We start from the raw sequence: 23647 nt of genomic DNA, 5'->3' as shown, positions 1-23647 counted from the left end.
ACAAAAGCGCGAGTAAATGTTATTTATTTGTGACTGGAGACCGTCCGGCGACGCGGCGTATTGCGTAAAGAAGGTAAGTTTTTCAGCCCACGTCTTCCCGTTTCGTTCAAGTTAGTATAAAACAGCAGGTTTTAAAGGACTTATACCCTGGCGTCTCAGCCGGGGTATTTCACTACGCTTAATTTTGCCCGGAGCAACATGAACACATATTCCGTTTCCCGTCTGGCGCTGGCGCTGGCCTTCGGCGTGACGCTGTCCGCCTGTAGCTCGACGCCTGCCGATCAACAGCCCTCAACGCAGACTGCACCGGGCACCACCGCGCGTCCCATTCTGAACGCCGATGAAGCAAAAAACTTTACCCCGGCGGCCTATTTCCAGTCGCTGACCCCCAATGCCGCGGCCTGGACGCCGTCCGCCATCAGCCTGCCGGCGCAGCCTGACTTTATCGTCGGCCCGGCGGGAACCCAGGGCGTGACGCATACCACCGTCCAGGCGGCGGTGGATGCGGCGATTGCCCGCCACTCTAACCGTCGTCTGTTTATCGCCATCATGCCGGGCGAATACCCGGGCACCGTCTACGTTCCGGCGGCGCCGGGCGCCCTGACCCTGTATGGTACCGGCGATAAACCGATCGACGTGAAAATCAGCGAAGCCATTGATTCCGAAATGGATCGCAACACCTGGCGTCGTCTGGTCAATCCGGGTGGCAAATACATGCCGGGCAAACCAGCGTGGTATATGTTCGACAGCTGCCAGAGCAAATCCACCGCCACCGTCGGCGTGATGTGCTCCGCGGTCTTCTGGTCGCAGAATAACGGCCTGCAGCTGCAGAACCTGACCATCGCCAACAACCTGGGCGACAGCGTCGATGCCGGCACCCACCAGGCCGTTGCTCTGCGCAGCGATGGTGACCAGGTGCAGATCGATAAAGTGAACATTCTTGGTCGCCAGAACACCTTCTTCGTGACCAACAGCGGCGTGCAGAACCGTCTGCAGGACAACCGTCAGACCCGCACCCTGGTGACGAACAGCTATATTGAAGGCGACGTGGATATCGTTTCTGGCCGCGGCGCCGTGGTGTTTGATAACACCGACTTCCGCGTGGTGAACTCGCGTACTCAGAAAGAAGCCTACGTCTTCGCGCCGGCCACCCTGAAGAGCGTGACCTACGGCTTCCTGGCGACCAACAGCCGCTTCACCGCCTCCGGGGATAACGTCGCGCAGCTCGGCCGCGCGCTGGACGTTGACGGCAACAGCAACGGCCAGGTCGTGATCCGCGACAGCGCCATCAATGAAGGCTTTAACATCGCCCAGCCGTGGGCGGCGGCGGTAGGCTCCGGCCGTCCGTTCAGCGGCAACACCGGCAGCGCGGATGACAAAGGCAATCTGCAGCGCAACCTCAACGACAACGGCTTCAACCGTATGTGGGAATATAACAACCGCGGCGTGGGAAGCAGCGTGGTCGCCGAGCCGAAACAGTAACGCGCAACAAGCGTGAACCATAATAAAAGAGAGGGCGATGCCCTCTCTCAGACTGCTGACAACGTGCAATCTTCAGGAATTGCCCGGCGGCGCTGCGCTTGCGCGGGCCTACAGCTAACTGCATAACGGTTTGATATTGAAGTCTTTCGTAGGCCGGGTAAGGCGAATGCCGCCACCCGGCAGAAATGCGAGCACAATGACGAAACAGGTTTGTCGTCAGCCAGAGAGGGGGCGATGCCCCCTTTTCTCTTTTGCGTACTGCACGTCACGCCGTCAGGCGGTCCGCCATTTGCGGGTCAGCGGTTTTTCCAGCTCCACAATCAGGAACATGGCGAAGCCGATGATAAAGGTGATCACCCAGTAGCGGAACGGCAGCCCGGTGGTGCCGAACAGCATCTGCATAAACGGCGCATAGATAATCAGCAGCTGCAGCACCAGCAGCACGCCGCTGACGATCCAGATCCCTTTGTTAGCCAGCAGACCTTTGGTCAACGAGAAACCATCCGACACGCGGCAGTTCAGCATATAGAACCACTGGGCGGTGACCAGAGTCTGCAACAGCACGGTACGGATAAACTCCGGCGAATAGCCGCGCGGCTGCAGCCAGGCTTCGAGAATAAAAGCGCTGACCGCAATCATCGACCCCACAAACGCCACGCGCCAGATGGCAAAGCCGTCCATCACGTGCAGTTTCGGGTCGCGCGGCGGCCGCCGCATAATATTTTTCTCACCGGCTTCAAACGCCAGACCAAACGACAGCGTGGCGGAGGTGGCCATGTTCATCCACAGGATCAGCACCGGCGTCAGCGGCAGTACGTTGCCCGCCAGCAGCGCGATCACGATCAGTAACCCCTGCGCAAGGTTGGTCGGCATGACAAAAAGAATGGTTTTTTTCAGGTTGTCATACACCCGGCGCCCCTCGCGGACCGCGCTGGCGATGGTGGCGAAGTTGTCATCAGTCAGCACCATATCGGCGGCTTCCTTGGTCACCTCGGTCCCCTTGATCCCCATCGCCACGCCGACGTCAGCCTGCTTCAGCGCCGGGGCATCGTTCACCCCGTCTCCGGTCATGCCGACAATCTCTTTCTTGCTCTGCAGAGCCTGCACCAGACGGAACTTATCTTCCGGGCTGGTGCGGGCGAAGATATCGTACTGCTGCGCGGCCACGCTCAGCTGCGCGTCGTCCATCACCTCCAGCTCGCGCCCGGTAATGGCGTTCCCCGCATTGCCAATCCCCAGCATTTTGCCGATGCTCATCGCCGTTTGCGGGTGGTCTCCGGTGATCATCTTCACGCGGATCCCGGCCTGCAGGCAGTCGGCAATCGCCGTGATCGCTTCCGGACGCGGCGGATCCATCATCCCGGCAACCCCTAATAAAATGACCCCCTGCTGTAGATCCTGATGGGTCAGCTCGGTCTGGCCTGCGGCAGCCGGCTTCCAGGCCGCGGCCACCATTCGCAGCCCCTCCCGGGCGTACTCTTCAATTTTGCTTTCCCAGTACGGGAGATCCAGCGGCTGCAACCCGCTGTCGCTCTGCTGATACTGGCACAGGCGGAACAGAACATCCGGCGCGCCGGTGACCAGCACCACCTCCTCTTCGCCCAGCCGGTAAAGCGTCGACATGTATTTATATTGCGAATCAAAAGGAATTTTACTGCACAACTCGCTGGGCTGCGGCGGCAGGGTTATCTTCGCCGCCAGCACCTTCAATGCCCCCTCGGTGGGGCCGCCGGTGATTTTCCACAGCCCGCTTTCCTCTTTGATAAGCTGGCTGTCGTTACACAGATCGATGGTGCGCAGATAGCGCTCAAGAAGCGATCCTGGCGCCACCGCAACCGGCGTCGGGTCGTCGATAGCATGGATTTTACCGACCGGCTCATAGCTGTCCCCTTCCACCCGATAGACGCTGTCCGCGGTGATCACCGCCTTCACCGTCATTTCGTTCATGGTCAGGGTCCCGGTTTTATCCGAACAGATAACGGTCATCGCGCCGAGGGTTTCTACCGTCGGCAGCTTGCGAATAATCGCTTTCTGGCGGGCCATCGCCTGCACGCCGAGCGACAGAATAATCGAGATAATCGCCGGCAACCCTTCCGGGACCGACGCCACCGCGAGGCTAATCAACGACAGCATCAGTTCGGAGACCGGCATATCACGGAACAGCAGGCTAAAGACGAACAGCGCCGCCATCATCACCAGAATCAGGATGAAGATGGCTTTGCCCAGCTTGTCCATCTGTACCAGCAGCGGCGTGCGGTGCTTCTCAATGCCCGCCATCATTTGGTTGATGTGGCCCAGCTCGGTATCGCCGCCGGTGGCCACCACGATCCCTTTCCCCGCCCCTGAGCTGACGGTGGTCCCGGAAAACACCAGGTTGCTGCGATCGCCGAGCGGTAAATCGCCGCTTAGCGGCTCGGTGGTTTTTTCCACCACCGTCGACTCGCCGGTGAGGATCGCCTCTTCCACCCGCAGGTTGTGCGCCTCAATCACCCGTAAATCGGCGGGGATACGGTCGCCGGCGCGGATCACCACGATATCGCCGGGTACCAGCGAGGTGGTGGGGATGGTTTCATGGTTGCCCTGTCGGATCACCACCGCCTCGCTGGACAGCATATTGCGGATACTCTGCAGCGATTTTTCCGCATTACTCTCCTGAATGAAGCCGATCAGCGCATTGACCACCGCCACCGCGAGGATCACTGACATGTCGATCCAGTGGCCCATTACCGCCTTCAGCAGCGCCGCCGCCAGCAGGACGTAGATCAGCACATCGTTAAAATGCACAATAAAACGCAGCCAGGCGGGTTTACCCGGCTTCTGCGGCAGGGCGTTTTCGCCATACTGCTGCAGACGCGTGGCCGCCTCTGTTCCGCTAATCCCGTCCGGCGAACTCTGTACGCTGGCGAGCGTCTCCTCGACGGAGCGCTGATAATAGGGCGCCCCCGGTTTATCTGTATTCATACTCTCTCCCTCGATTTCTGAAGCGGAAGTCAGGACGACATCCCGCCGTCATCAGCGCACAACGAAAACCGGTACATGGGCATAGCGCACGATATTGGCCGCTTCCGAGCCCAGCAGGTGAGTCTGAATCCCCGGATTGCGCGAACCGACAATCACCACGTCCGCTTGTAGCTCATCGGCCAGAGCAATCACTTGATCGCGAACATTGCCACTGCGCACATAAAGATGGCTGGCGTCTTCCGCAAGGCCATTTTTTTTGACCAGCTCAGTCAGTTTTTCCTTAGCGGTATTAATCAAATGGTCTTCCATCTTTCGCGCATCAGAGATAAATCCGCGCGTTAACACCGGAGAGAATGCCGGAATGACATGGACAAGGTGAATTTGCCCGGAAGAATGCTGGGCGAGGAATTTCGCATGAGAGAGGGCTTTGTCGGCCAGGCCTGCATCAAACACGTCAACGGGAACAACGATATTTTTATACATGAGATAATCCTTTTATTACCAATACAATGCGTAGTGATGAATAACCCCATACTTGGGGAGGAACGAAATCTCAACAACAGAAGCGGCGAGCGGAATAGATGTTATTAAACGTAGCACAGGAAAATTAACATTAGAAAATGACGGATTAATAGACTGAAAAATATTATAAAAACCACATATTCCCTGCAGATCTCCTGCGTTTTCCCCAACAGTGCCGCTGCCGCTCGCGGTATGCTCTTTTTTAACACTTCACCTTTTCTCCGACTATGCTGATTACAAGCAGGAGTGCCGCTCCGAATGTCCGGTGGTCACCGTGGGGGCCGAATTAAATGACATTCGCGGTTCGGGTGGGAGTAAAGGGAGAAAATCATGTTTGGTTATAGCCTGTTACGTCTGGGATTATTTGTCGCGCTGGCCATTGTCGCCTGCACGCTGGTGGGACTATTCACCTATCTGGTTGTCGCCGCCCTCGCCGAATAAGCGTGCGCCGCGTAATAAAAATGTAAAATAAATCCTGAATCTGAGGGGAATACTGTGAACCGTTATTTTTCTCTCATCCCGGTTGTTATTTTATTTACAACCGCTTGCGATCAGAAATCGCCGTCCGTCGAGTCCGCCCCGCGCATGGTCAAGGTGGCGCAGGTGACCGCCGTGGGCAATACCCAGCAGCGAACGTTTCCGGCACGTATCGAGTCTGGCGACTCCACCGAGCTGTCGTTTAAGCGGGGGGGCCAGGTGGAATCGCTGGATATTCGCCAGGGGGCGACCATCGCCCAGGGGCAAACGCTGGCGCGCCTGAATGCCCGCGAGGCCCAACAGCGGGTCAATGAGCGACAAACGGCGGCCACCCTCGCCCAGCGTCAGTTTGATCGCTTCCAAACCCTGGCGGGACGTCAGGCGATTTCCCAGGCGGAGATGGACGTGCAGCGCGCCAATCGCGATGCCGCCAACGCGGCCTTAAAAATCGCCCGTGAAGAGCTGGCGCAAATGAGCCTCACCGCGCCCTTCGGCGGGATTGCCGCCGGCGTGCATATCCGCAACCATCAGGTGGTCGCCGCCGGCCAGCCGGTGATCACCCTGACGCGTACCGACCTGCTGGATGTGGTCTTCAGCATTCCCGAAAATCTGTTCACCTCCCTGGATATCCGCAATACCGCCTACCGCCCCGTCGTCAGGATCAATACCCTGCCGGGCCGCGAATTTACGGCGGAATACAAAGAGCATACCGGCAGCAGCGACAACAGCACCCTTACCTGGCAGATCATTTTAACCATGCCGCGGCCGGATGATTTTCCCACCGTCGGCGGGGTCAGCGGCACCGTGACGGTCAATCTCGGCAATTTACCGGCCAGCGCCGGAAGGGAAACGCTCATGGTGCCGGTAGAGGCGGTGTTTAACCCGGATAACCGGCCGAAGAATGAACCGGTCGTCTGGGTGGTGAAAGGCGACAACGCGCATCGGTTTCTTGAGGAGCGCAAGGTCACGGTCGGCGAGGTGACCTCGCAGGGAGTGGCCATCACCGACGGTCTCCGCGCGGGTGAAGAGGTGGTCGCGGCGGGCGTGAGCGAGCTGCATGCCGGGCAGCCGGTGCGGATCTGGACGCGTGAACGAGGATTATAAATGGACATTTCCCGTCAGTTTATTAATAACCCGACCCGCGTCTGGTTAGCCATTCTGCTGCTGGGGGTGGGTGGTCTGTTCGCCCTGCTCAATATCGGCCGTCTGGAAGATCCTGCCTTCACCATTAAAACGGCAGTGATCGTGACCCACTACCCGGGCGCGTCCGCTCAACAGGTGGAGGAGGAGGTGACCCTGCCGCTGGAAAACGCGATTCAGCAGCTTCCCTCACTGGATAACGTCAGCTCCATCTCCTCAAATGGCTTATCGCAAATTACGGTGAATATCGCTTCGCAGTACCATTCCAGCGAGCTGCCGCAAATCTGGGATGAGCTACGTCGCCGCGTTGGTGACGCCAGCCGACTTTTCCCCCCTGGCGTAGTGACCCCCTTCGTCAACGATGACTTTGGCGATGTGTTTGGCTTTTTCTTCGCTATCTCGGGCGACAGTTTTACCAACCCCGAGCTGGTGCGCTATGCCGAACAGCTGCGTCGGGAGCTGGTGCTGGTTCCTGGGGTCGGTAAAGTCGCTATCGGCGGCGTCATTCCGCAACAGATCAATGTTGATATCTCGCTGGCGAAAATGGCGGCGCGCGGGATCACGCTCAACCAGCTCGCCGCTATCCTGACCCGGCTCAACGTGGTGTCCAGCGCCGGAGAGATCCGCATTGGCAGCGAATCGATCCGCCTACACCCCACCGGGGAGTTTCAAAGCATCGATGAACTGGGGGATCTGCTGGTCAGCCCTCACGGCGCCAGCGCCACCACTCGACTGCGGGATATTGCCACGCTGTCGCGCGGGCTGACTGACTCGCCGTCCAGTATTTATCATGCCAACGGCCGCCAGGCGGTGACCATGGGGGTCTCTTTTATTCCTGGCGTCAACGTCATTGACGTCGGGCACGCCCTTGAAGCCCGCCTCCAGCAGATGGCCGCCGACAAACCGGCGGGTATCGACATCGCCATTTTTTACGATCAGGCGGCTGAGGTCGCCCACTCGGTCAATGGCTTTATTACCAACTTCCTGATGGCCCTGGCGATCGTGGTCGGCGTGCTGCTGGTGTTCATGGGAGTACGCAGCGGGATCATTATCGCCCTGTCGCTGGCGCTCAACGTCCTCGGCACCCTGCTTATCATGTTTGTCTGGGGGATCGAGTTACAGCGGATCTCCCTCGGGGCGCTGATCATCGCCCTGAGTATGCTGGTGGATAATGCCATTGTCATTGTCGAAGGGGTGCTGATCGCCCGCCAGCAAGGATCGCCGCTGCTGGGCGCCATTAACTATGTGATCCGCCGCTCCGCCCTGCCGCTGCTCGGCGCCACGGTCATCGCCATCCTCGCCTTCGCGCCGATTGGCCTCTCGCAGGACTCCACCGGAGAGTATTGCAAATCCCTGTTCCAGGTGCTGCTGATCTCCCTGATGCTCAGCTGGTTCTCCGCCCTGACCATCACTCCGGTGCTCATTAAGTGGTGGTTGTTTAAACACGCCCCGCCGGCCGCCGCGCCGGAGGAAAAAGCCGATCCCTACCGCGGCCGCTTTTACCGTGGCTATCAGCAGACGCTGCGAATACTGCTGCAGCAAAAGACCCTGACCCTGGTGCTGATGGGCGCCCTGCTGGCCGCGGCGATCTGGGGCTTCACCTTCGTGCGGCAGAATTTCTTTCCGTCATCGAATACGCCCATTTTCTTTGTCGACCTGTGGCTGCCCTACGGTACCGATATTAACGCCACCGAGCAGATGACCCGCGATATTGAGCGGTCGATCGCCGGCCAGCCGGGGGTGGTCACCACCGTCGCCACCATTGGCCAGGGCAGTATGCGTTTTATTCTTACCTACAGCGGTCAGCGGCAGTACAGCAACTACGCGCAGATTATGGTGCGGATGGACGACCAGCGCGGCATCGCCCCCATCACCCGCCACGTCGAAACCTGGATCGCCAGAAACTACCCGCAGGTGAACGCCAGCACCAAACGCATTATGTTCGGCCCCTCCGGGGATAGCGCGATTGAAGTGCGCATTAAGGGCCCTGACCCGGATACGCTGCGCGCGCTGGCCAGTCAGGTGAGCGATATTCTCGCTGAGGATCCGGCGACCGACAGCGTGCGTAACGACTGGCAGAACCGCAGCAAGGTGATCCGCCCGCAGTACTCCCTAGCGCTGGGGCGCGAGCTGGGGGTGGATAAACAGGACATAGATAACGCGCTGGAGATGAATTTCTCCGGCAGTCGCGCCGGGTTATATCGCGAGGGCGCCGATCTGCTGCCGGTGATCGTCCGGCCGCCGGCAGCGGAGCGACAGGATGCCAACCATCTGCATAACGTGCTGGTCTGGAGCCAGAGCCGCCAGCAGTATATCCCGTTGAGTAACGTCATCCATGGCTTCTCCCTGGAGTGGGAAGATCCCTTGATTCTCCGCCGGGATCGCACCCGGGTGCTGACGGTCCAGACGGATCCCAGCCCGCAAAGCGGCCAAACCTCGGGTGATATTCTCGCCCGGGTGAAACCGCGCATTGACGCATTGACGCTGCCGCATGGCTATCGCATCGAATGGGGCGGCGATGCCGAGAACTCCAGTGAAGCACAGCAAGGGCTGTTCACGACCCTGCCGCTTGGCTATCTGGTGATGTTTATCATTACGGTGCTGATGTTCAGTTCGCTGAGAAACGCTGTCGCCATCTGGCTGACCGTCCCGCTGGCGCTGATCGGCGTCACGCCCGGCTTTTTGCTGACCGGCATCCCCTTCGGCTTTATGGCCTTAATCGGCCTTCTCAGCCTCAGCGGCATGCTGATCCGCAACGGCATTGTGCTGGTGGAAGAGATAGAGCAACAAAAACAGGAGAAAGATCAACGACAAGCGATCATTGATGCGGCAACATCTCGTCTGCGGCCGATCCTGCTGACCGCCTTCACCACCGTGCTTGGCCTTGCCCCGCTGCTGCGCGATGTTTTTTTCCAAAGTATGGCAGTGGTGATTATGTTCGGTCTGGCCTTCGCCACCGTGCTAACGTTGCTGGTTCTGCCGGTGATTTACGCCTGCTTTCACCATAAGGATATGACGCCTCAACGATGAACAGTACCGGCCTGAGCATTATTAAGACACTCGGCTGTATGACAGCGGTGACTTTTTTCACCATCTATAATACCTGGGATCGCTTTGATTATGACTATCACTGGATCCTCGGGCTGCTGACCTTTGTCTCGACCATCGCCACGCCGCTGTTTTTTGTGGTGGCCGGCTATCTTGATGCGCAAACGCGACACGACGCCAACTGGCAAATTGGTAAAATTAAAAGCGTGGTGATCGTCTTTCTGTTTTGGGTGACGGTCTATTATGTCTGGGAGCCTTACCAGCGCGGCTACCTGATCCAGCCCTGGTTTATTTTCGCCCTGATTGTCATCTATACCTTCCATCCCCTGATTGCCTGGCTCAGCCAGCGGCGCGGTCTGTTTTTCACCGTGGTCCTGACGCTACTGTGCTGCTCTTATGGTTACGACCTGCTCTCGGTGCTCTACCCGGAAAGACATCTTTTCAGCCTGGCGCCGCAGTATCGTCTGTGGACGTGGCTACTTTTTTATTTAACCGGGCAGTTGTTTAACGATCCGCGGGTCACGGAGTGGATACGCGACCCGCGGGTGATTAAAGCCGCCATTATCGCCCTGCCCTTTGTCTATTTATTTACCTGGTTTTATGAACGCCACTTTTTCTTCGCGCTGTTTAAAGCCGATCGCAATGCGTTCATTCTCACGGGGTCGCAGATTTATATTCTGATCGTCCTGCTGGTGATCGCCGCTAACGCCGTACAGTTTAAAAAGAACCGCGAGCTGAAGGAGGCCGTGCTGGCGACGGTTAGCAAAGCGATGACCGGGGTCTATATCCTGCACTACTCCGTTTTTCACCTGCTGGTGATGCTGATTCCTATTCACTCGTTAGCCACCAAGCTGGGAGTGATTGCCCTAACGTTTGTCCTGTCGGTGCTCATTTCCCTCGCCGCGCTCTCCAGTACGCTGCTCAGGAAGGTGATAACCCTGTAACAAACGACGCCGTAACTTAGCGGAAGCTCCACTGGATGCTGATCACAAACACGCTGGGAATAATAATGCCGCTCTCAAGGGCGAAATAGTCGGTAAAGTTGTACTGGATAGCATGGTAGATATAGGGTGAAAAGCCGATCCCGGTGGCGTCCTTAAAATCTTTATAGGAGCCATGATCGCCGCAATGCTCGAAGGCATCGAAGAAGAATTCGCCGGTATAGCCGTAAACGCCTTTGAAGGTCCACCCGCTGCCGTTGTGGTACCAGTCTCTTCTCACCCCCAGCGCCAGACAGCGATCGTCGAAACTGTTATTCATGGTGCCAATCAGCAGGCTATATTTCGAGTCGTCAGAGAATTTCCGCTCCACCGAGAAAAAGTGGTTCTCGAAATTCTCAGTATATTGACCGTGATTATTGGTCAGATGGTAAACATAGGAACCGGTATTCACCGAATAGAGGTTAATCTCTTTCGCCTGCGCGAAAGTCGCTAACCCGGCCAAGAGCATCACGCTTTTACCGCGCATTTCCCCTCCTCACACCTCTACGCCTGTCCATAAACAGACTGCCTTTGCCGTATTTACCGGTCGTGACAGGGGTAAAAGACCCGACAGGGAAATGGGAGAAAGATAACGATGCCGAACCCCCGCATCGCTAGTAAAAAGCGTAGCACACGCCTTATCCGCCAACAAACCGACGAAGGGTTAACGAAATGGCCGATGTATTGCCATTTACCTGATTGTGCAAAAAACAGACAAAACCTCACCTGATATCCGCTATGATCAGCGTCCGACGCGGAAGAAAGCCACCTGTCGACGACAGAGTTGCTGTGTACCTCTTCCTGCGTCGGCGCGATTTCATCCAACACGCCAGCCTGCACAATACCTTCCCATTGAGCTCACGCCTGTCGTCAGCCTCTTCCCGCTAGTTTTACAAGTGGATCCTGCACAAACCGGCTTTTATGTACAAGTTATACAGGAAATAGAATCCTTTAAAATCAACCACTAAAAACAAACATTAAAAATAAGCCGTTGCGTTGTACATATAGTTCTAAAAAAAGTTGTACATAGTGGGATCACCGTCTATAGTTTGGAGTGTTAACTGCTTGTTGCGCAACGAAGCGGGGATGTTTAACGGTGGCGCGGCAAGTCAGGCGGTGGTTCCTGGTTTTGCATTTCCTGTTCGTGACTTGGCGCGTACCAATGGTACGTAGCGACTTTTATTGTCAGTTTGCGTTATACGTGGGAGAGTTCGAGCTATGCATATTAAAAATACCATTCCAGCAGAGTTTGTCTTCAATTCGGCCCTGATGAAGAATATTGAAAATACGCTCATTAAGCAGCACAGAACGATAAATAATGAGCGGATGATTACGGAAATTCAGCATCGCCTGCAAACGGAAAGTAATGAAATACTCTCCGACCTCTATTTGCAGGCGCTGGATATGCTGTACAGCAAACCTCATCATTAATTAAACTCGCGGAGCTGGCAGCAGACTTAAGCCTGCGGTGCCGGCACGCCTGGGTCTCTATCGGCTAACTGAGGCAAATAAAATGTCACACCATAATACCTGCTATCGTACTGAACATTACGATCTGTGGTTTGATAATCGTTTTCTTCTCTATGGGATGTCGCTGATCCTGAATAGTCTGCCGGCATCTTACTTTCGCAAAAAACATGTTTTCTTTACCAGCGACAATTATTTCGCGGTACTGCAGCACAACTATAATCGTCGGGATACGTTATTTATTTTGTTAACCGAAGGCAACGATCTTAATTTTCTTAGTGAACTGCCTATGCTGCGCTTACCGGCCAATTCAACGCCGGAAGAGTTAAAGATATTTCTGCACCAGCCAACCCGCTACTATAAAACCCACCCGGCGCCGGGCGCCTCGGTGCAGTTTACCGAGCGGGAAAAGAAAGTTATTCAACTTATCAGCAATGGCGAAGCGGTCGCCAGCATTGGCCGGTCGCTGAATCTGCATATTAAAACCATTTATCAGATCCGGCTGAATCTGATTAAAAAGCTCGGCTGTAGCGGTAGGACCGATTTTTTTAATATCAGCCGCAGCGAAACCTTTAAATCCTGGAGCCAGATCCACCTGTAACCCGGCGCGTTAGCCCCGGTCTGCTTTGCGGATCGGGGCGATTAATTATTACCGTGAAAATGGATGCTGAAGCCCTGCTCCTGCCAGTGGCTGAGCAGCTCTTCCTGGAGAGGGGTGGCGGCGCGTCCGGTCCAGACGAAGATATGCTGCCCGGGGAACAGCTCGGGCCGCGGCGACTCCAGCGGTTCGGCGAGGACGTTGACGTGCCAGCCGCGCTGGGAAAGACGCCATGCCTCCAGCCACAGACGCGTCCTGTCCTCATTGCTCCAGCCCACCAGCAGCGTCTCCCTGCCGTTCTTCTTACGCGCTTCGGCGAGAAACAGCGCCACGCAGTCAATCAGCAGACCATCCAGCAAACTACTAATCACCAGAGAGGTATTCTGATCGAGCTTCAGACGCTGACGTACCGGCACTAACAGGCTGTCGATGAGCGTGTCGACGGGGTGTTGATGGCTTAGCGCCAGTAATTTGGCACGGATTCTGGCGGGCTGCATATAACGCAGAATGGACATCATCTCTTCCTGAAGATGCGCGGATTCGTCGCGCGCCGCCGGCAGGTTACCCTCCAGCAGCGCTTTGACTTTCCCGACGGATACGCCGCGCTCTATCCAGCGCTTGATCTCTTCAATGCGCAGGATATCTTCTTCATCAAATTGCCGATGCCCGCCTTCGCTACGCTGCGGTTTCAGTAGACCGTAACGACGCTGCCAGGCGCGCAGTGTGACCGGATTGATTCCGCAACGTTCGGCGACTTCACCGATACTGTAAAACGCCATAGCAGCCTCACATCAACCTGATACTTTAATACCTAAACTAACGAATTCAGGCATCCTGTACAACTCTATTTTCTTGTACAGATAAAGATAACAGGTTGTGGCTCACAGCGCTTGGGAAAAAGATGAAAAAATAGTTGGCTGATTTCGCGGTGGATTATTTTTTTTCCGGCCAGGCGACGGCGGGTAAGCCCCCCAGGCGCGCGCTGGCGAACAAATTCCCCTGAAACTGCGAAATACCGGCTGATTCCAGCCACATCCACTCTTCAGCACGCTCAACGCCGACGGCAGAGACCGCAATCTCCAGCGAAAAACAGCATTTGATAATCGCCTGTACAATTGACTGGCGCGGTCCATCCTGGTGGATATTGCGGATCAGCTCATGGTCGATTTTAATTCTGTCGGGCTGGTATTGCGCCAGCAGCGACAGCCCGGCAAACCCGGCGCCGAAGTGATCGATGGCAAGATTGATACCCGCCCCTTTTAGCTTTCGCACCGCATCGGTAAAATCATCCATCCGCGAAATCACTTCCCGTTCGGTAAACTCGACAATAATCTGTTCAGGAATAAGATCATTACGCTGAATTTGATCGAGCAGGAAACCCACCGCGTTCGGCGCTTTAACCAGCGTCATCGGCAGTAAATTAATACTTAACGCCTTATTACGTAAGCCTAATTGCCCGGCCAGCGACAGCGCGACGCGTTTACTGTGCAGATCGGCGAGATAAATATCGTCCCCGGAAAGCCCGGCAAAATAGGCGCCAGGCGACTGGCCGTCCGGTGTGCGTAACAGCGCTTCCCACGAAATAATTTCGCAGGCGAAAGGGTCGACAATCGGCTGGAAGGCAAAGGACCAGCTTTCCTTATTATCAATTATCGGCGTATCAGGATAGAAAGTATTCTGATCGGGGATAAATACCCAGCTGTCAGCGGAAGGAATCTCAAAATAGTTCGCTTTTTCTGTTGATTCGACAAAGGTGCGGAAAAATTGCAGTGCCCGGTCATCATAGGTGAGCTGATATTTTGTGGTCCCGCGGTCCATCACCGTCTGCAGCACCTCCTCGCGATCATGTTCCCGTAAATCAAACAGTTCCATGCCGACCTTACCGAAACGGCGGGACGGCGCACAATCGCACAGAAGCTCCACCAGGTTATAATGGCGGGGATCGCGGCAAATATGCTGATAAATATCCTGAACCTTTTCTTCAGGCCCCTCAATGAGTTGAAAAAAATGCGTCCCGTTAAAAAGTAAAATACCGGTGACGTCCGCCTGCCCATTTCTTTCGTTTGCCCTGGCAACCATGGCCTCGATCGATTTGAATGAGACATTGTCGCATATATGGCTGCGATAAATGATGGTGGTTAGCATAGTGATTCCAGATGGGAGGGTAAGCATTCACAGTAGCAGTTATCAGGCTAATCGTCTTGTAAAACTACGTTTTGTCTTAACAAAAAAGATACACTAAAAATCCCTTTTTTGTGCAAGGCTTTTTCATTTTTCTTTTCTTGTACAACGTGCACCGTTAAACCCTACCTTTACAAGCCAGAACCGCCCCAAACACATAAAAATAAATTATTAAAAATCAATGAGTTAACCGCGCCTGAATCATTATTGTTCAACTTTGTGTGTACAGGTTAACAATTATTGTATAAGTTTAATGGCAGTTAACAGATGAGTGAAATGTAAGGAGCAGATATGCAGCAGAATGGTTACATTCCAGATACAGCGAACGCAATTGCCCAGTATTTCAACAAAGCATCGTTACCTTCCCAGCAGGAAACGCTGGGTCAGATTGTGATGGATATTCTCAACGAAGGGCCTCATCTCAACCGCAAGGCGCTGTGCACTAAACTGTTGAGCCGCCTCGACCGGGCCCGTGCCCCCGAGGAAGAGAGTCACTATCAGACCTTAATTGGTCTGCTGTTTGCCGATCAGGAATAACGTCATCGATCGTCGCCTGTTGCAACCGCAGTAGCAGATGAGGGGCGATCGCTTCCATAAACCTGCTGCTGACCTGAATGCCCGTTCGCAGATTCAGGGAGAGAGTGGCATGCAGTGAGACGGTTATGAATAGCAGTGAAACTGAGGAAATCACCGATGAGATCATCGGCGAGGCGGTACTCGCGCTTCTGAAAACGAATCGCCCTATTACCACCCCGACCCTGCTGGTTCGACTTCGGTTGATGCAGGCGACAGAGTCAGACCGACAGCGAAGAAAGGTTATCGCTGCCGTGATTGAAGAAATTTGCGCGAAGCTTGCCCGTCAGCGGAAGCAAGCGCCTTTGCAGGTAAAGAAAATCAATGGCCGTTGGGAAACCCGAGGATCGCCGGCGCAAAGCGCCATGGCGCCGGAAGGTAAAAAGATCCACTGAGTATCCTAACCGTGGTGAATAACACAGAGTGAGAATGTGATGAGACAGACTATGCATCAGCAACCCGATATTTACGCAGGACTGCAGGACACCGCGCTCTCCGACTATTTCCGTAACGCCGGTGATAAGCTGGTTGATGAGTCCGCCGTGATGTCGCTGGCCATCAACAGTATTCTCCAGTCAGAAGGTCACCTGAACAATAAGGCCATTATTTTATGGCTGATTCAGGCGCTGGAAAGCACCGATGACGTGGTGACCGCAGACGTGATCCGTAAAACGCTGGAGATTGTCGTCGGCTACACCATGGACGATATCTAAGGCCGTCACGCTTCAGGCCCGCCAGGGCAACCCCTTTCCGACAGAGCCTGTCCGCTCTGTTAAAAAAAACCTCGCTGACGCGAGGTTTTTTCATTTACGCCTGACGGATCAGTGGGCGTTGACTACCACCCACATCGGCCCCTGCCCGACCGCATAGCGACCTTTCTCCTGCAGCAGCCCCTGCTCGCCGGTAATTTCGTACACCGCGATATGGTGCGACTTCTGCCCGGCGGCAATCAGATACTTACCGCTGTGATCGAGATTAAAGCCGCGCGGCTGGGTTTCGGTCGGCTGATAGCCCTCCACCGCCAGCACGCTGCCATCTTCCGACACGCTGAACACCGTGATGATGCTGGCGGTACGATCGCAGGCGTACAGGTGACGACCGTCCGGAGTGATATGAATATCCGCCGCCCAGCGCACGCCGGTGAAATCAGACGGCATCATATCCAGCGTTTGTACACATTCGATATTGCCATTCGGGTCTTTCAGCTCCCAGACGTCAATTGAGCTGTTTAGCTCATTGACGCAGTAACCATACTGCTGGTTCGGATGGAACACCATGTGGCGCGGACCCGCCCCTTCGACGGTGGTGACTTCCGCTGGCTCCTGGGCGGAGAGGAAACCATCCTCGCTGAGGGTAAACAGGCAGATGCGATCCTGCTTCAGCGCCGGCACCCACAGGGTACGATTGTCCGGGGAGATATTGGCCGAGTGGCAGCCTTCCAGCCCGTCCACCACGGTGATGGTTTCGCCCGGCAGGCCATCCTGCAGCGGGGTCACGCTGACGCAGCCCTGATTGTAGGAGGCGCTGAAGACAAAGCGACCATAATGATCGGTAGAGATGTGGGTCGGGCTGCCCGGCAGCGCCGCTTCCCCTGCGAAGGTCAACGCCCCGTTATCCGGCGTGATGCGATAAGCTAACACGCGAAACTCCGGACGAACGCCAACGTACAGATACTCCTTATTGGGGCTGACCACCATCGGCTGGACCTGCCCCGGGGCATCAACCACCTGCACCAGCGTCAGTTTGCCGTCCGCTTCAAGATTCCAGACGTGGATTTGTTGGCTTTCCGGGCTGGCGGTATAAACGGTTTGTTTCATGACTACTCCTTCCCTCACTGCACGTGGATTTTTCATTTTCAGGATAACTGCACCCTGAAAATTATAAGACATCCGCCCATGATACTCGCATCGCGCGCCGAATTACCGACGGACGGCGGCACAAAGGGCATACAGACATTCACGGCAGATGTGGAAAAATTGGTCCTGACGCCACGGCGGTGTACCATCATGGCCAGGTCACTTTTCAACATCAACCGGAAATAACACATGACAACACGCGTGATTGCCCTGGATTTAGACGGCACCCTGCTCACCAGCAAAAAAACCATCCTGCCCGCTTCGCTGGAAGCGCTGGCCCGCGCCAGAGAGGCGGGCTACCAGGTGATCGTCGTTACCGGACGTCATCACGTCGCTATTCATCCTTTTTATCAGGCACTGGCTCTCGATACACCTGCAATTTGTTGTAATGGCACTTATTTGTATGATTATCACGCAAAAAAGGTTTTGGCGGCCGATCCTATGTCGGTGGAACACGCGGTAAGCCTCACCGCCATGCTCGCCGAACAGCAGATCCACGGCCTGGCCTATGTGGATGACGCGATGCTTTACGAACAGCCCACCGGGCATGTGATCCGCACCCGCAACTGGGCGCAGGCGTTACCGGAGGATCAGCGCCCGGTCTTCAGCCAGGTCGACTCGCTGGCGCAGGCGGTCCGCGAGGTCAAGGCGGTATGGAAATTCGCCCTCACCGACGACGACATTCCCCGTCTGCAGCGCTTTGCGCAGGAGGTCGGCGAGACGCTGGGCCTCGAGTGCGAATGGTCGTGGCACGACCAGGTGGATATCGCTCGCGCCGGCAACAGCAAAGGCAAACGCCTGGCGCAGTGGGTCGCTGACCAGGGGCTGTCGATGCAGAATGTGGTGGCCTTCGGCGATAACTACAACGATCTGAGTATGCTGGAAGCGGCAGGCACCGGGGTGGCGATGGGTAATGCGGTGGACGACGTCAAAGCCCGCGCCAACGTGGTCATCGGCGACAATGAGTCCGCCAGCATCGCCGAGTTTATCTACCGTCAGTTGCTGTGATCAGGCGGCAATCGACACGCTTTTGATCTGGGCAAATACCTGCTGGCCTGGCGCTATCGCCAGGTCATCCCGCGCCCACGGACTGATTCGAGCCCACAGCGGATGGCCGCTCACCCTGAGCTGAACCTCAATCTGCCCGTTGACCTCCAGACACTGAACCACCTCGGCGCGTAAGATATTGCGGATGCTGGTTGCGGACGGCTGGGCCAGCACCAGCGAGACGTCCGACGCCTGGATGCGGATCCGCGCGCTCTCCCCGGCGGGACGATCGAGCCGGTTAACCCACAGCATTTGATCCCCCAGCGTCAGCGCGGTCATCGCGTACTGCGGATGCTGCGCGGCGACGGTGGCGCTGAGGATCGTACTCTGCTGTTCCGCCGGCAGCCAGGGGTGCATCACGCTGCTGCTCCAGACCTCCTCCAGCGGACCGAAAGCCTTCACCTTACCGGCCTCCAGCACCAGCACGCGATCGGCCAGATGCTGGATCTCGTCCAGCGAGTGGCTAACGTAGAGCATCGGAATATGGATCTCCTGCGCCAGCCGCTGCAGATAGGGCAACAGTTCGCGTTTGCGCGGAATATCCAGCGAGGCCAGCGGCTCGTCCAGCAGCAGCAGCTCCGGCGCGGTCAGCAGGGCGCGACCAATGGCCACGCGCTGCTTTTCGCCGCCGGATAACCGGCCCGGCAGCCGATCCAGCAAGGGCGCAATTCCCAGCAGTTCCACCAGTTTATCGAACTGGCTGACCATGGATTTCGCCATTCCGTACTGCAGATTGCCGCGCACTTTATAGTGGGGAAACAGGCGCGCATCCTGAAATACATAGCCGATCCGCCGCTGCTCCGGCGCCAGGCAGATACGCTGCGCGGTGTCGTTCAGCACCCTTCCATTGAGGACAATCCGCCCCGCCTGCGGCCGGGTCAGGCCGCTGATAGCGTTGATCAACGACGTTTTCCCGGCGCCTGAGACGCCAAAGATGGCGGTGATCCCGCTGCTGGGCAGCGTTTCACGGATCTGCAGACAGTGGCTGCCGAGGGTCTGGGTAAAGTCCAGCTCGAGCATCATGATCCTCCCATTCGCTGGCGGCTCACGCGGGCCAGCCATTCTGAAATCAAGAGCGAGACCAGCGCCAGACCGATAGCGATGAGGCAGAGGCGGGCCGCCGCCCCCTCCCCGCCCGGGGTCTGGATCAAGGTGTACATCGCCGAAGGCAGGGTGCGCGTTTCACCGGGAATATTGGAGACGAACGTGATGGTCGCGCCAAACTCCCCTAACGAGCGGGCGAAGGCCAGCACCGTGCCGACAATAATTCCCGGCAGAGTCAGCGGCAGCGTAATGGTGAAAAATACCCGCCAGCGGCTGGCCCCGAGGGTTCTCGCCGCCTGCTCCAGTTTGATGTCCACCCCCTCCAGCGCCAGGCGGATGGCGCGCACCATCAGCGGGAAAGACATCACCGCCGCCGCCAGCACCGCCCCGCGCCAGCTGAAGGCAAAGCTGATGCCGAACCAGTCATACAGCCAGCTGCCAATAAACCCGCGCCGCCCCATGGCCACCAGCAGCAGATACCCCACCACCACCGGCGGCAGCACCAGCGGCAGATGGAGAAGGCTGTCGAGCAGCGCCTTGCCGGGGAAGGTGCGCCGGACCAGCAGCCAGGAAAAAAAGATGCCAAAGGGCAGGCTCAGGGCCACCGCCAGGGAGGAGACTTTCAGGCTCAGCAGCACCGCCTGCCATTCGGGTTCGCTCAGAAACATCAGCGGGTGGTAAATCCGTAACGTTGAAAAATCGCCGACGCTTCCGGCCCTTTCAGGTAGTCATAGAAAGCGCTCACGGCCGCGTTGCGGTGGCCATCGACAATCGCCAGCGGGTACTCGACTTTCTGATGCGACGCCTCCGGGAAAGTGCCAACCACTTTCACCCCTTTGCTGGCCACGGCATCCGATCCGTAGACGATGCCCAGCGGCGCTTCGCTACGCTCCACCAGCGCCAGCGCGCCGCGCACGTCTTCCGCCGGGGCGAGCTTCGGCGACAGGGTCTCCCAGGCGCCCAGTTTCTGCAGCGCTTCTTTGGCGTAGATACCTGCCGGAACGTGCTGCGGATCGCCCACCGCCAGACGGCCCCCTTTCAGCAGGCTGGTCCAGTCGGTTTTCTCATCAATGGTTATCGGCCCCTGCGCGCTGGCTTTCGGCGCCACCACGACCAGGCTGTTGCCAAGCAGGGTGGCGCGGGTCGCCGGATCGATGGCCTTTTTGTCTGCCGCGTAATCCATCCACTTTTGATCGGCGGAGATAAACAGGTCCGCCGGGGCGCCTGCTTCAATCTGCCGCGCCAGCGTCGACGACGAGGCAAACGACGAGACGACCTCGACGTTTTTCGCTTTCTTATACGCCTGGGCGATATCCTGCATCGCGTTGGTTAACGACGCGGCCGCGAAAACGGTCACTTTCCCCTCTGCCGCCAGCGCCTGACCCGCGACGCACAGCGTGAGCGATACCCCGACCACCCCGCGTAACCAAGAACCTGTCATCTGAATCTCCTGTCAATGCGTTATGTACTCGATAATATAACGATATGCGAAGCGTTTTTATAGTGACGCAGGACAATAAAATGAAGGGAAATGATACAGGAGGGAAATAGCACAGCGCCCGGTTAAACCGGGCGCCGGGAAATCAATGATTTTGCTGGCTGCGATCTTTGTGGCCGACGCCGGAGAAGAGGTTGAACACTTCGCCAAGACCGTAAATCAATCCCAGGATGACCGCCATCACCACCGGTACCATGATGACCGCAAAAACCAGACTTTTCAAAAGCTCTAACATGGTTCACTCCAGATAGTATGATTCCCTGATTGTAACGGTTTCAGCCGAAAAAACACGCCCCATTTGTGCGGTGGTTAATGACAAACCGCGCAGAGAGGTTTTGCAACGGGGTGACTATCGGTCACAATACGCTTTTTTGTCAGGAAACGATTATGCAGGCCGAAATTCTTCTCACCCTTAAGCTTCAGCAGCGCCTGTTTGCCGACCCCCGGCGGATCGCCCTGCTCAAACAGATTGACCAGACCGGTTCGATAAGCCAGGGGGCGAAGCACGCGGGTATCAGCTATAAAAGCGCGTGGGATGCCATCAACGAGATGAACCAGCTCAGCGAACAGCCGCTGGTGGATCGCGCCACCGGCGGCAAAGGCGGCGGCGGCGCGCTGCTGACCCGCTACGGGCAGCGTCTGATCCAACTGTACGATCTGCTGGCGCAGATCCAGCAGAAAGCGTTTGATGTGCTCAGCGATGACGACGCCCTGCCGCTGGACAGCCTGCTGGCGGCCATCTCGCGCTTTTCCCTGCAAACCAGCGCCCGCAACCAGTGGTTCGGCACTATCACCGGCCGCGATCGTCAGCAGGTGCAGCAGCACGTCGAGGTGCTGCTGGCCGACGGGCAGACCCGCCTGAACGTCGCCATTACCGCCCAAAGCGCTGAAAAGCTGGGGCTCGATGAGGGCCAGGAGGTGCTGGTCCTGTTGAAAGCGCCCTGGGTTGGCATCACCCTCGACCCGGCGGTGGCCCGCCAGGCCGAGAACCAGCTGTCGGGTCGCATCAGCCATATCGAATGCGGCTCCGGGCAGTGCGAAGTGCTGATGACCCTTGCGGACGGCCAGACCCTGTGCGCCACCCTGCCGCAGGCCCAGACCTCTGGCCTGACCGAAGGGACGGAGGCGATCGCTTACTTCAACGCCGATCGCATCATTCTCGCTACGTTATGCTGACCCCATTGACATTGCGCGCCTGAAGTCGTATCCCTGATGCACATCGCTGCAAAAAATGGGATACATCATGTCATCATTGCAAATTTCGCAAGGCACGTTTCGCCTGAGCGATACAAAAACCTTAAAAATAGACCACCTGAGCGTGGCGGCGGGTGAAAGCTGGGCGTTCGTCGGCAGCAACGGCAGCGGCAAATCCGCCCTCGCACGGGCCCTGGCCGGCGACCTGACCCTGCTCAGCGGCCAGCGCGAAAGCCTCTTCTCCCGCGTAACCCGCCTCTCCTTCGAACAGCTGCAGAAGCTGGTCAGCGACGAGTGGCAGCGCAATAACACCGACCTGCTCAGCCCCGGAGAAGAAGATACCGGACGCACTACCGCGGAGATTATTCAGGATGAGGTGAAAGATCCGACCCGCTGCGCGCAGCTTGCCGAACAGTTTGCCATCAGCGCCCTGTTGGACCGCCGCTTTAAGTATCTGTCCACTGGCGAAACGCGTAAGACCCTGCTGTGCCAGGCCCTGATGAGCGATCCGCAACTGCTGATCCTCGACGAGCCGTTCGACGGCCTCGACGTCAACTCCCGCCAGCAGCTGGCCGCCCTGCTGGCCGACCTGCATCGCGCCGGCATCACCCTGGTGCTGGTGCTCAACCGTTTCGATGAGATCCCGGACTTTGTGCAATACGCCGGCGTGCTGGCTGACTGCCTCCTCAGCGAGACCGGCGAGAAGCACGCTCTGCTGCAGCAGGCGCTGGTCGCCCAGCTGGCGCACAGTGAAAAACTGGACGGTATCACCCTCCCGGAGCCGGATGCCCCACCGGCCCGCCATACGCTGACGGAGACGGCGCCGCGTATCGTCCTCAATGACGGGGTGGTCTCCTACAACGATCGCCCGGTCATCAACCACCTCTCCTGGACCGTAAACCCCGGCGAACACTGGCAGATCGTCGGCCCCAACGGCGCGGGTAAATCCACCCTCTTAAGCCTTATCACCGGCGATCACCCCCAGGGCTACAGCAACGATCTCACCCTCTTTGGCCGTCGGCGCGGCAGCGGCGAGACCATCTGGGATATTAAAAAGCATATCGGCTACGTCAGCAGCAGCCTGCATCTGGACTACCGGGTCAGCACCAACGTCCGCAACGTCATCCTGTCGGGCTATTTTGACTCGATCGGCATTTATCAGGCGGTGTCGGATAAACAGCATAAGCTGGTGCAGCAATGGCTGGATATTCTCGGCATCGATAAGCGCACCGCCGACGCGCCGTTTCACAGCCTGTCGTGGGGCCAGCAGCGGCTGGCGCTTATCGTCCGCGCGCTGGTGAAGCATCCAACCCTGCTGATCCTTGATGAACCGCTGCAGGGGCTGGATCCCCTCAATCGCCAGCTGGTGCGCCGCTTCGTCGACGTCCTGATTGGCGAAGGCGCCACGCAGCTGCTGTTTGTCTCGCACCATGCGGAAGATGCCCCGGACTGTATTACCCATCGCCTGGCGTTCGTTCCCAGTGGAGACGGTTACACTTATCAGCTCGGCCCCGTGGCCTGACGCCCCCTGCCGGGGATCGCAAGATCCCTGGTATTTTTCAGAAAAATAGCGCCTTAC

At 57.1% G+C, this 23647-nt stretch carries 22 protein-coding genes; 12 read left to right on the top strand and 10 right to left on the bottom strand.

Annotation, left to right across the window (positions count from 1 at the left end; all coding sequences use genetic code 11):
• Positions 1-198 precede the first annotated feature (198 nt).
• Complete coding sequence (locus ACOI7Z_RS01625; RefSeq protein WP_048334461.1) at positions 199-1482, top strand: putative acyl-CoA thioester hydrolase; 1284 nt, start codon at positions 199-201, stop codon at positions 1480-1482.
• 273 nt (positions 1483-1755) lie between these two features.
• Here ACOI7Z_RS01625 and ACOI7Z_RS01620 read toward each other — a convergent pair whose 3' ends face one another.
• Both ACOI7Z_RS01620 and ACOI7Z_RS01615 read right to left on the bottom strand, forming a co-directional pair.
• Positions 1756-4443 carry a cation-transporting P-type ATPase gene (locus ACOI7Z_RS01620; RefSeq protein WP_086076254.1) on the bottom strand — a complete coding sequence of 896 codons (2688 nt, stop codon included), beginning with the start codon at positions 4441-4443 and terminating at the stop codon, positions 1756-1758.
• Positions 4444-4494: 51 nt separating this feature from the next.
• Positions 4495-4926 carry a universal stress protein gene (locus ACOI7Z_RS01615; RefSeq protein ID WP_023288902.1) on the bottom strand — a complete coding sequence of 144 codons (432 nt, stop codon included), beginning with the start codon at positions 4924-4926 and terminating at the stop codon, positions 4495-4497.
• A gap of 534 nt (positions 4927-5460) precedes the next feature.
• Between ACOI7Z_RS01615 and ACOI7Z_RS01610 the strand changes: the two genes are divergently transcribed.
• Genes ACOI7Z_RS01610 through ACOI7Z_RS01600 form a run of 3 tightly spaced genes read left to right on the top strand, consistent with a single transcriptional unit; the run spans position 5461 to position 10574 of the window.
• A complete protein-coding gene (locus ACOI7Z_RS01610; RefSeq protein ID WP_023288901.1) occupies positions 5461-6546 on the top strand; it encodes an efflux RND transporter periplasmic adaptor subunit in 1086 nt (361 codons plus the stop codon).
• Positions 6547-9612: an efflux RND transporter permease subunit gene (locus ACOI7Z_RS01605; RefSeq protein ID WP_087849163.1), complete on the top strand. Its 3066-nt coding sequence runs from the start codon at positions 6547-6549 to the stop codon at positions 9610-9612.
• A gap of 38 nt (positions 9613-9650) precedes the next feature.
• Positions 9651-10574, top strand: a complete 924-nt coding sequence (locus ACOI7Z_RS01600; RefSeq protein ID WP_072096501.1) for an acyltransferase — start codon at positions 9651-9653, stop codon at positions 10572-10574.
• 16 nt (positions 10575-10590) lie between these two features.
• Here the strand turns inward: ACOI7Z_RS01600 and ACOI7Z_RS01595 are convergent, their stop codons facing one another.
• Positions 10591-11097, bottom strand: coding sequence for a hypothetical protein (locus ACOI7Z_RS01595; RefSeq protein WP_087849162.1), 507 nt, complete (start codon positions 11095-11097; stop codon positions 10591-10593).
• 731 nt (positions 11098-11828) lie between these two features.
• Here ACOI7Z_RS01595 and ACOI7Z_RS01590 point away from each other — a divergent pair.
• Together ACOI7Z_RS01590 and ACOI7Z_RS01585 are read left to right on the top strand one after the other, a co-directional pair.
• The gene (locus ACOI7Z_RS01590; RefSeq protein ID WP_023288897.1) at positions 11829-12041 is read left to right on the top strand and encodes a biofilm development regulator YmgB/AriR family protein; all 213 of its coding nucleotides are present in this window, start codon (positions 11829-11831) and stop codon (positions 12039-12041) included.
• Between the two features lie 82 nt (positions 12042-12123).
• Positions 12124-12678 carry a helix-turn-helix transcriptional regulator gene (locus ACOI7Z_RS01585; RefSeq protein WP_017899620.1) on the top strand — a complete coding sequence of 185 codons (555 nt, stop codon included), beginning with the start codon at positions 12124-12126 and terminating at the stop codon, positions 12676-12678.
• Positions 12679-12719: 41 nt separating this feature from the next.
• On the opposite strand, the gene ACOI7Z_RS01580 is transcribed toward ACOI7Z_RS01585, so the two are convergent.
• The gene (locus tag ACOI7Z_RS01580) at positions 12720-13454 is read right to left on the bottom strand and encodes a MerR family transcriptional regulator (RefSeq protein ID WP_023288896.1); all 735 of its coding nucleotides are present in this window, start codon (positions 13452-13454) and stop codon (positions 12720-12722) included.
• A 154-nt stretch (positions 13455-13608) separates the two neighbouring features.
• Positions 13609-14820, bottom strand: a complete 1212-nt coding sequence (locus tag ACOI7Z_RS01575; RefSeq protein WP_087849161.1) for a diguanylate phosphodiesterase — start codon at positions 14818-14820, stop codon at positions 13609-13611.
• Between the two features lie 327 nt (positions 14821-15147).
• Here ACOI7Z_RS01575 and ycgZ point away from each other — a divergent pair, with 327 nt between their 5' ends.
• From ycgZ to ACOI7Z_RS01560, 3 genes are all read left to right on the top strand, one after another.
• Positions 15148-15393: a regulatory protein YcgZ gene (gene ycgZ / locus ACOI7Z_RS01570; protein WP_420701908.1), complete on the top strand. Its 246-nt coding sequence runs from the start codon at positions 15148-15150 to the stop codon at positions 15391-15393.
• A gap of 125 nt (positions 15394-15518) precedes the next feature.
• Positions 15519-15824, top strand: coding sequence for a hypothetical protein (locus tag ACOI7Z_RS01565; RefSeq protein ID WP_023288893.1), 306 nt, complete (start codon positions 15519-15521; stop codon positions 15822-15824).
• A 51-nt stretch (positions 15825-15875) separates the two neighbouring features.
• Positions 15876-16142 (top strand): biofilm development regulator YmgB/AriR family protein, encoded by a 267-nt coding sequence (locus ACOI7Z_RS01560; RefSeq protein WP_004886050.1) that lies wholly within the window; start codon positions 15876-15878, stop codon positions 16140-16142.
• A 108-nt stretch (positions 16143-16250) separates the two neighbouring features.
• Here the strand turns inward: ACOI7Z_RS01560 and pgl are convergent, their stop codons facing one another.
• Positions 16251-17246, bottom strand: a complete 996-nt coding sequence (gene pgl / locus ACOI7Z_RS01555; RefSeq protein WP_087849160.1) for a 6-phosphogluconolactonase — start codon at positions 17244-17246, stop codon at positions 16251-16253.
• A gap of 228 nt (positions 17247-17474) precedes the next feature.
• Between pgl and ACOI7Z_RS01550 the strand changes: the two genes are divergently transcribed.
• A complete protein-coding gene (locus tag ACOI7Z_RS01550) occupies positions 17475-18293 on the top strand; it encodes a pyridoxal phosphatase (RefSeq protein ID WP_044521692.1) in 819 nt (272 codons plus the stop codon).
• On the opposite strand, the gene modC is transcribed toward ACOI7Z_RS01550, so the two are convergent.
• The 4 genes from modC to ACOI7Z_RS01530 form a co-directional block, all read right to left on the bottom strand.
• Positions 18294-19352, bottom strand: coding sequence for a molybdenum ABC transporter ATP-binding protein ModC (gene modC / locus ACOI7Z_RS01545; protein WP_044521712.1), 1059 nt, complete (start codon positions 19350-19352; stop codon positions 18294-18296).
• The gene (modB, locus tag ACOI7Z_RS01540) at positions 19352-20044 is read right to left on the bottom strand and encodes a molybdate ABC transporter permease subunit (protein WP_023288889.1); all 693 of its coding nucleotides are present in this window, start codon (positions 20042-20044) and stop codon (positions 19352-19354) included. The genes modC and modB overlap by 1 nt, the downstream gene beginning before the upstream one ends.
• Complete coding sequence (gene modA, locus ACOI7Z_RS01535; protein WP_087849159.1) at positions 20044-20817, bottom strand: molybdate ABC transporter substrate-binding protein; 774 nt, start codon at positions 20815-20817, stop codon at positions 20044-20046. Before modA ends, modB begins: the two co-directional genes overlap by 1 nt.
• 142 nt (positions 20818-20959) lie before the next feature.
• Entirely contained in the window at positions 20960-21109 is a 150-nt protein-coding gene (locus ACOI7Z_RS01530; protein ID WP_002895156.1) for an AcrZ family multidrug efflux pump-associated protein, read from the bottom strand.
• Between the two features lie 152 nt (positions 21110-21261).
• Here ACOI7Z_RS01530 and modE point away from each other — a divergent pair, with 152 nt between their 5' ends.
• Both modE and modF read left to right on the top strand, forming a co-directional pair.
• Complete coding sequence (gene modE, locus ACOI7Z_RS01525; RefSeq protein WP_087849158.1) at positions 21262-22050, top strand: molybdenum-dependent transcriptional regulator; 789 nt, start codon at positions 21262-21264, stop codon at positions 22048-22050.
• A 67-nt stretch (positions 22051-22117) separates the two neighbouring features.
• Complete coding sequence (gene modF, locus ACOI7Z_RS01520; protein ID WP_087849157.1) at positions 22118-23590, top strand: molybdate ABC transporter ATP-binding protein ModF; 1473 nt, start codon at positions 22118-22120, stop codon at positions 23588-23590.
• Positions 23591-23647 lie beyond the last annotated feature (57 nt).

Source organism: Klebsiella sp. C283, from assembly GCF_048822555.1.
Classification (GTDB): Bacteria; Pseudomonadota; Gammaproteobacteria; order Enterobacterales; family Enterobacteriaceae; genus Klebsiella; species Klebsiella quasipneumoniae.
Note: the sequence above shows the minus strand (reverse complement) of the source record. Positions and strands in the feature narration are given on the sequence as shown.

Excerpts from the sequence above, each read along its gene's own strand:
- ACOI7Z_RS01625 (WP_048334461.1), top strand. The coding sequence starts at position 199 with ATGAACACATATTCCGTTTCCCGTCTGGCGCTGGCGCTGGCCTTCGGC.
- ACOI7Z_RS01620 (WP_086076254.1), bottom strand. The coding sequence starts at position 4,443 with ATGAATACAGATAAACCGGGGGCGCCCTATTATCAGCGCTCCGTCGAG.
- ACOI7Z_RS01615 (WP_023288902.1), bottom strand. The coding sequence starts at position 4,926 with ATGTATAAAAATATCGTTGTTCCCGTTGACGTGTTTGATGCAGGCCTG.
- ACOI7Z_RS01605 (WP_087849163.1), top strand. The coding sequence starts at position 6,547 with ATGGACATTTCCCGTCAGTTTATTAATAACCCGACCCGCGTCTGGTTA.
- ACOI7Z_RS01600 (WP_072096501.1), top strand. The coding sequence starts at position 9,651 with ATGACAGCGGTGACTTTTTTCACCATCTATAATACCTGGGATCGCTTT.
- ACOI7Z_RS01595 (WP_087849162.1), bottom strand. The coding sequence starts at position 11,097 with ATGCGCGGTAAAAGCGTGATGCTCTTGGCCGGGTTAGCGACTTTCGCG.
- ACOI7Z_RS01590 (WP_023288897.1), top strand. The coding sequence starts at position 11,829 with ATGCATATTAAAAATACCATTCCAGCAGAGTTTGTCTTCAATTCGGCC.
- ACOI7Z_RS01585 (WP_017899620.1), top strand. The coding sequence starts at position 12,124 with ATGTCACACCATAATACCTGCTATCGTACTGAACATTACGATCTGTGG.
- ACOI7Z_RS01580 (WP_023288896.1), bottom strand. The coding sequence starts at position 13,454 with ATGGCGTTTTACAGTATCGGTGAAGTCGCCGAACGTTGCGGAATCAAT.
- ACOI7Z_RS01575 (WP_087849161.1), bottom strand. The coding sequence starts at position 14,820 with ATGCTAACCACCATCATTTATCGCAGCCATATATGCGACAATGTCTCA.
- ycgZ (WP_420701908.1), top strand. The coding sequence starts at position 15,148 with ATGCAGCAGAATGGTTACATTCCAGATACAGCGAACGCAATTGCCCAG.
- ACOI7Z_RS01565 (WP_023288893.1), top strand. The coding sequence starts at position 15,519 with ATGAATAGCAGTGAAACTGAGGAAATCACCGATGAGATCATCGGCGAG.
- ACOI7Z_RS01560 (WP_004886050.1), top strand. The coding sequence starts at position 15,876 with ATGCATCAGCAACCCGATATTTACGCAGGACTGCAGGACACCGCGCTC.
- pgl (WP_087849160.1), bottom strand. The coding sequence starts at position 17,246 with ATGAAACAAACCGTTTATACCGCCAGCCCGGAAAGCCAACAAATCCAC.
- ACOI7Z_RS01550 (WP_044521692.1), top strand. The coding sequence starts at position 17,475 with ATGACAACACGCGTGATTGCCCTGGATTTAGACGGCACCCTGCTCACC.
- modC (WP_044521712.1), bottom strand. The coding sequence starts at position 19,352 with ATGCTCGAGCTGGACTTTACCCAGACCCTCGGCAGCCACTGTCTGCAG.
- modB (WP_023288889.1), bottom strand. The coding sequence starts at position 20,044 with ATGTTTCTGAGCGAACCCGAATGGCAGGCGGTGCTGCTGAGCCTGAAA.
- modA (WP_087849159.1), bottom strand. The coding sequence starts at position 20,817 with ATGACAGGTTCTTGGTTACGCGGGGTGGTCGGGGTATCGCTCACGCTG.
- ACOI7Z_RS01530 (WP_002895156.1), bottom strand. The coding sequence starts at position 21,109 with ATGTTAGAGCTTTTGAAAAGTCTGGTTTTTGCGGTCATCATGGTACCG.
- modE (WP_087849158.1), top strand. The coding sequence starts at position 21,262 with ATGCAGGCCGAAATTCTTCTCACCCTTAAGCTTCAGCAGCGCCTGTTT.
- modF (WP_087849157.1), top strand. The coding sequence starts at position 22,118 with ATGTCATCATTGCAAATTTCGCAAGGCACGTTTCGCCTGAGCGATACA.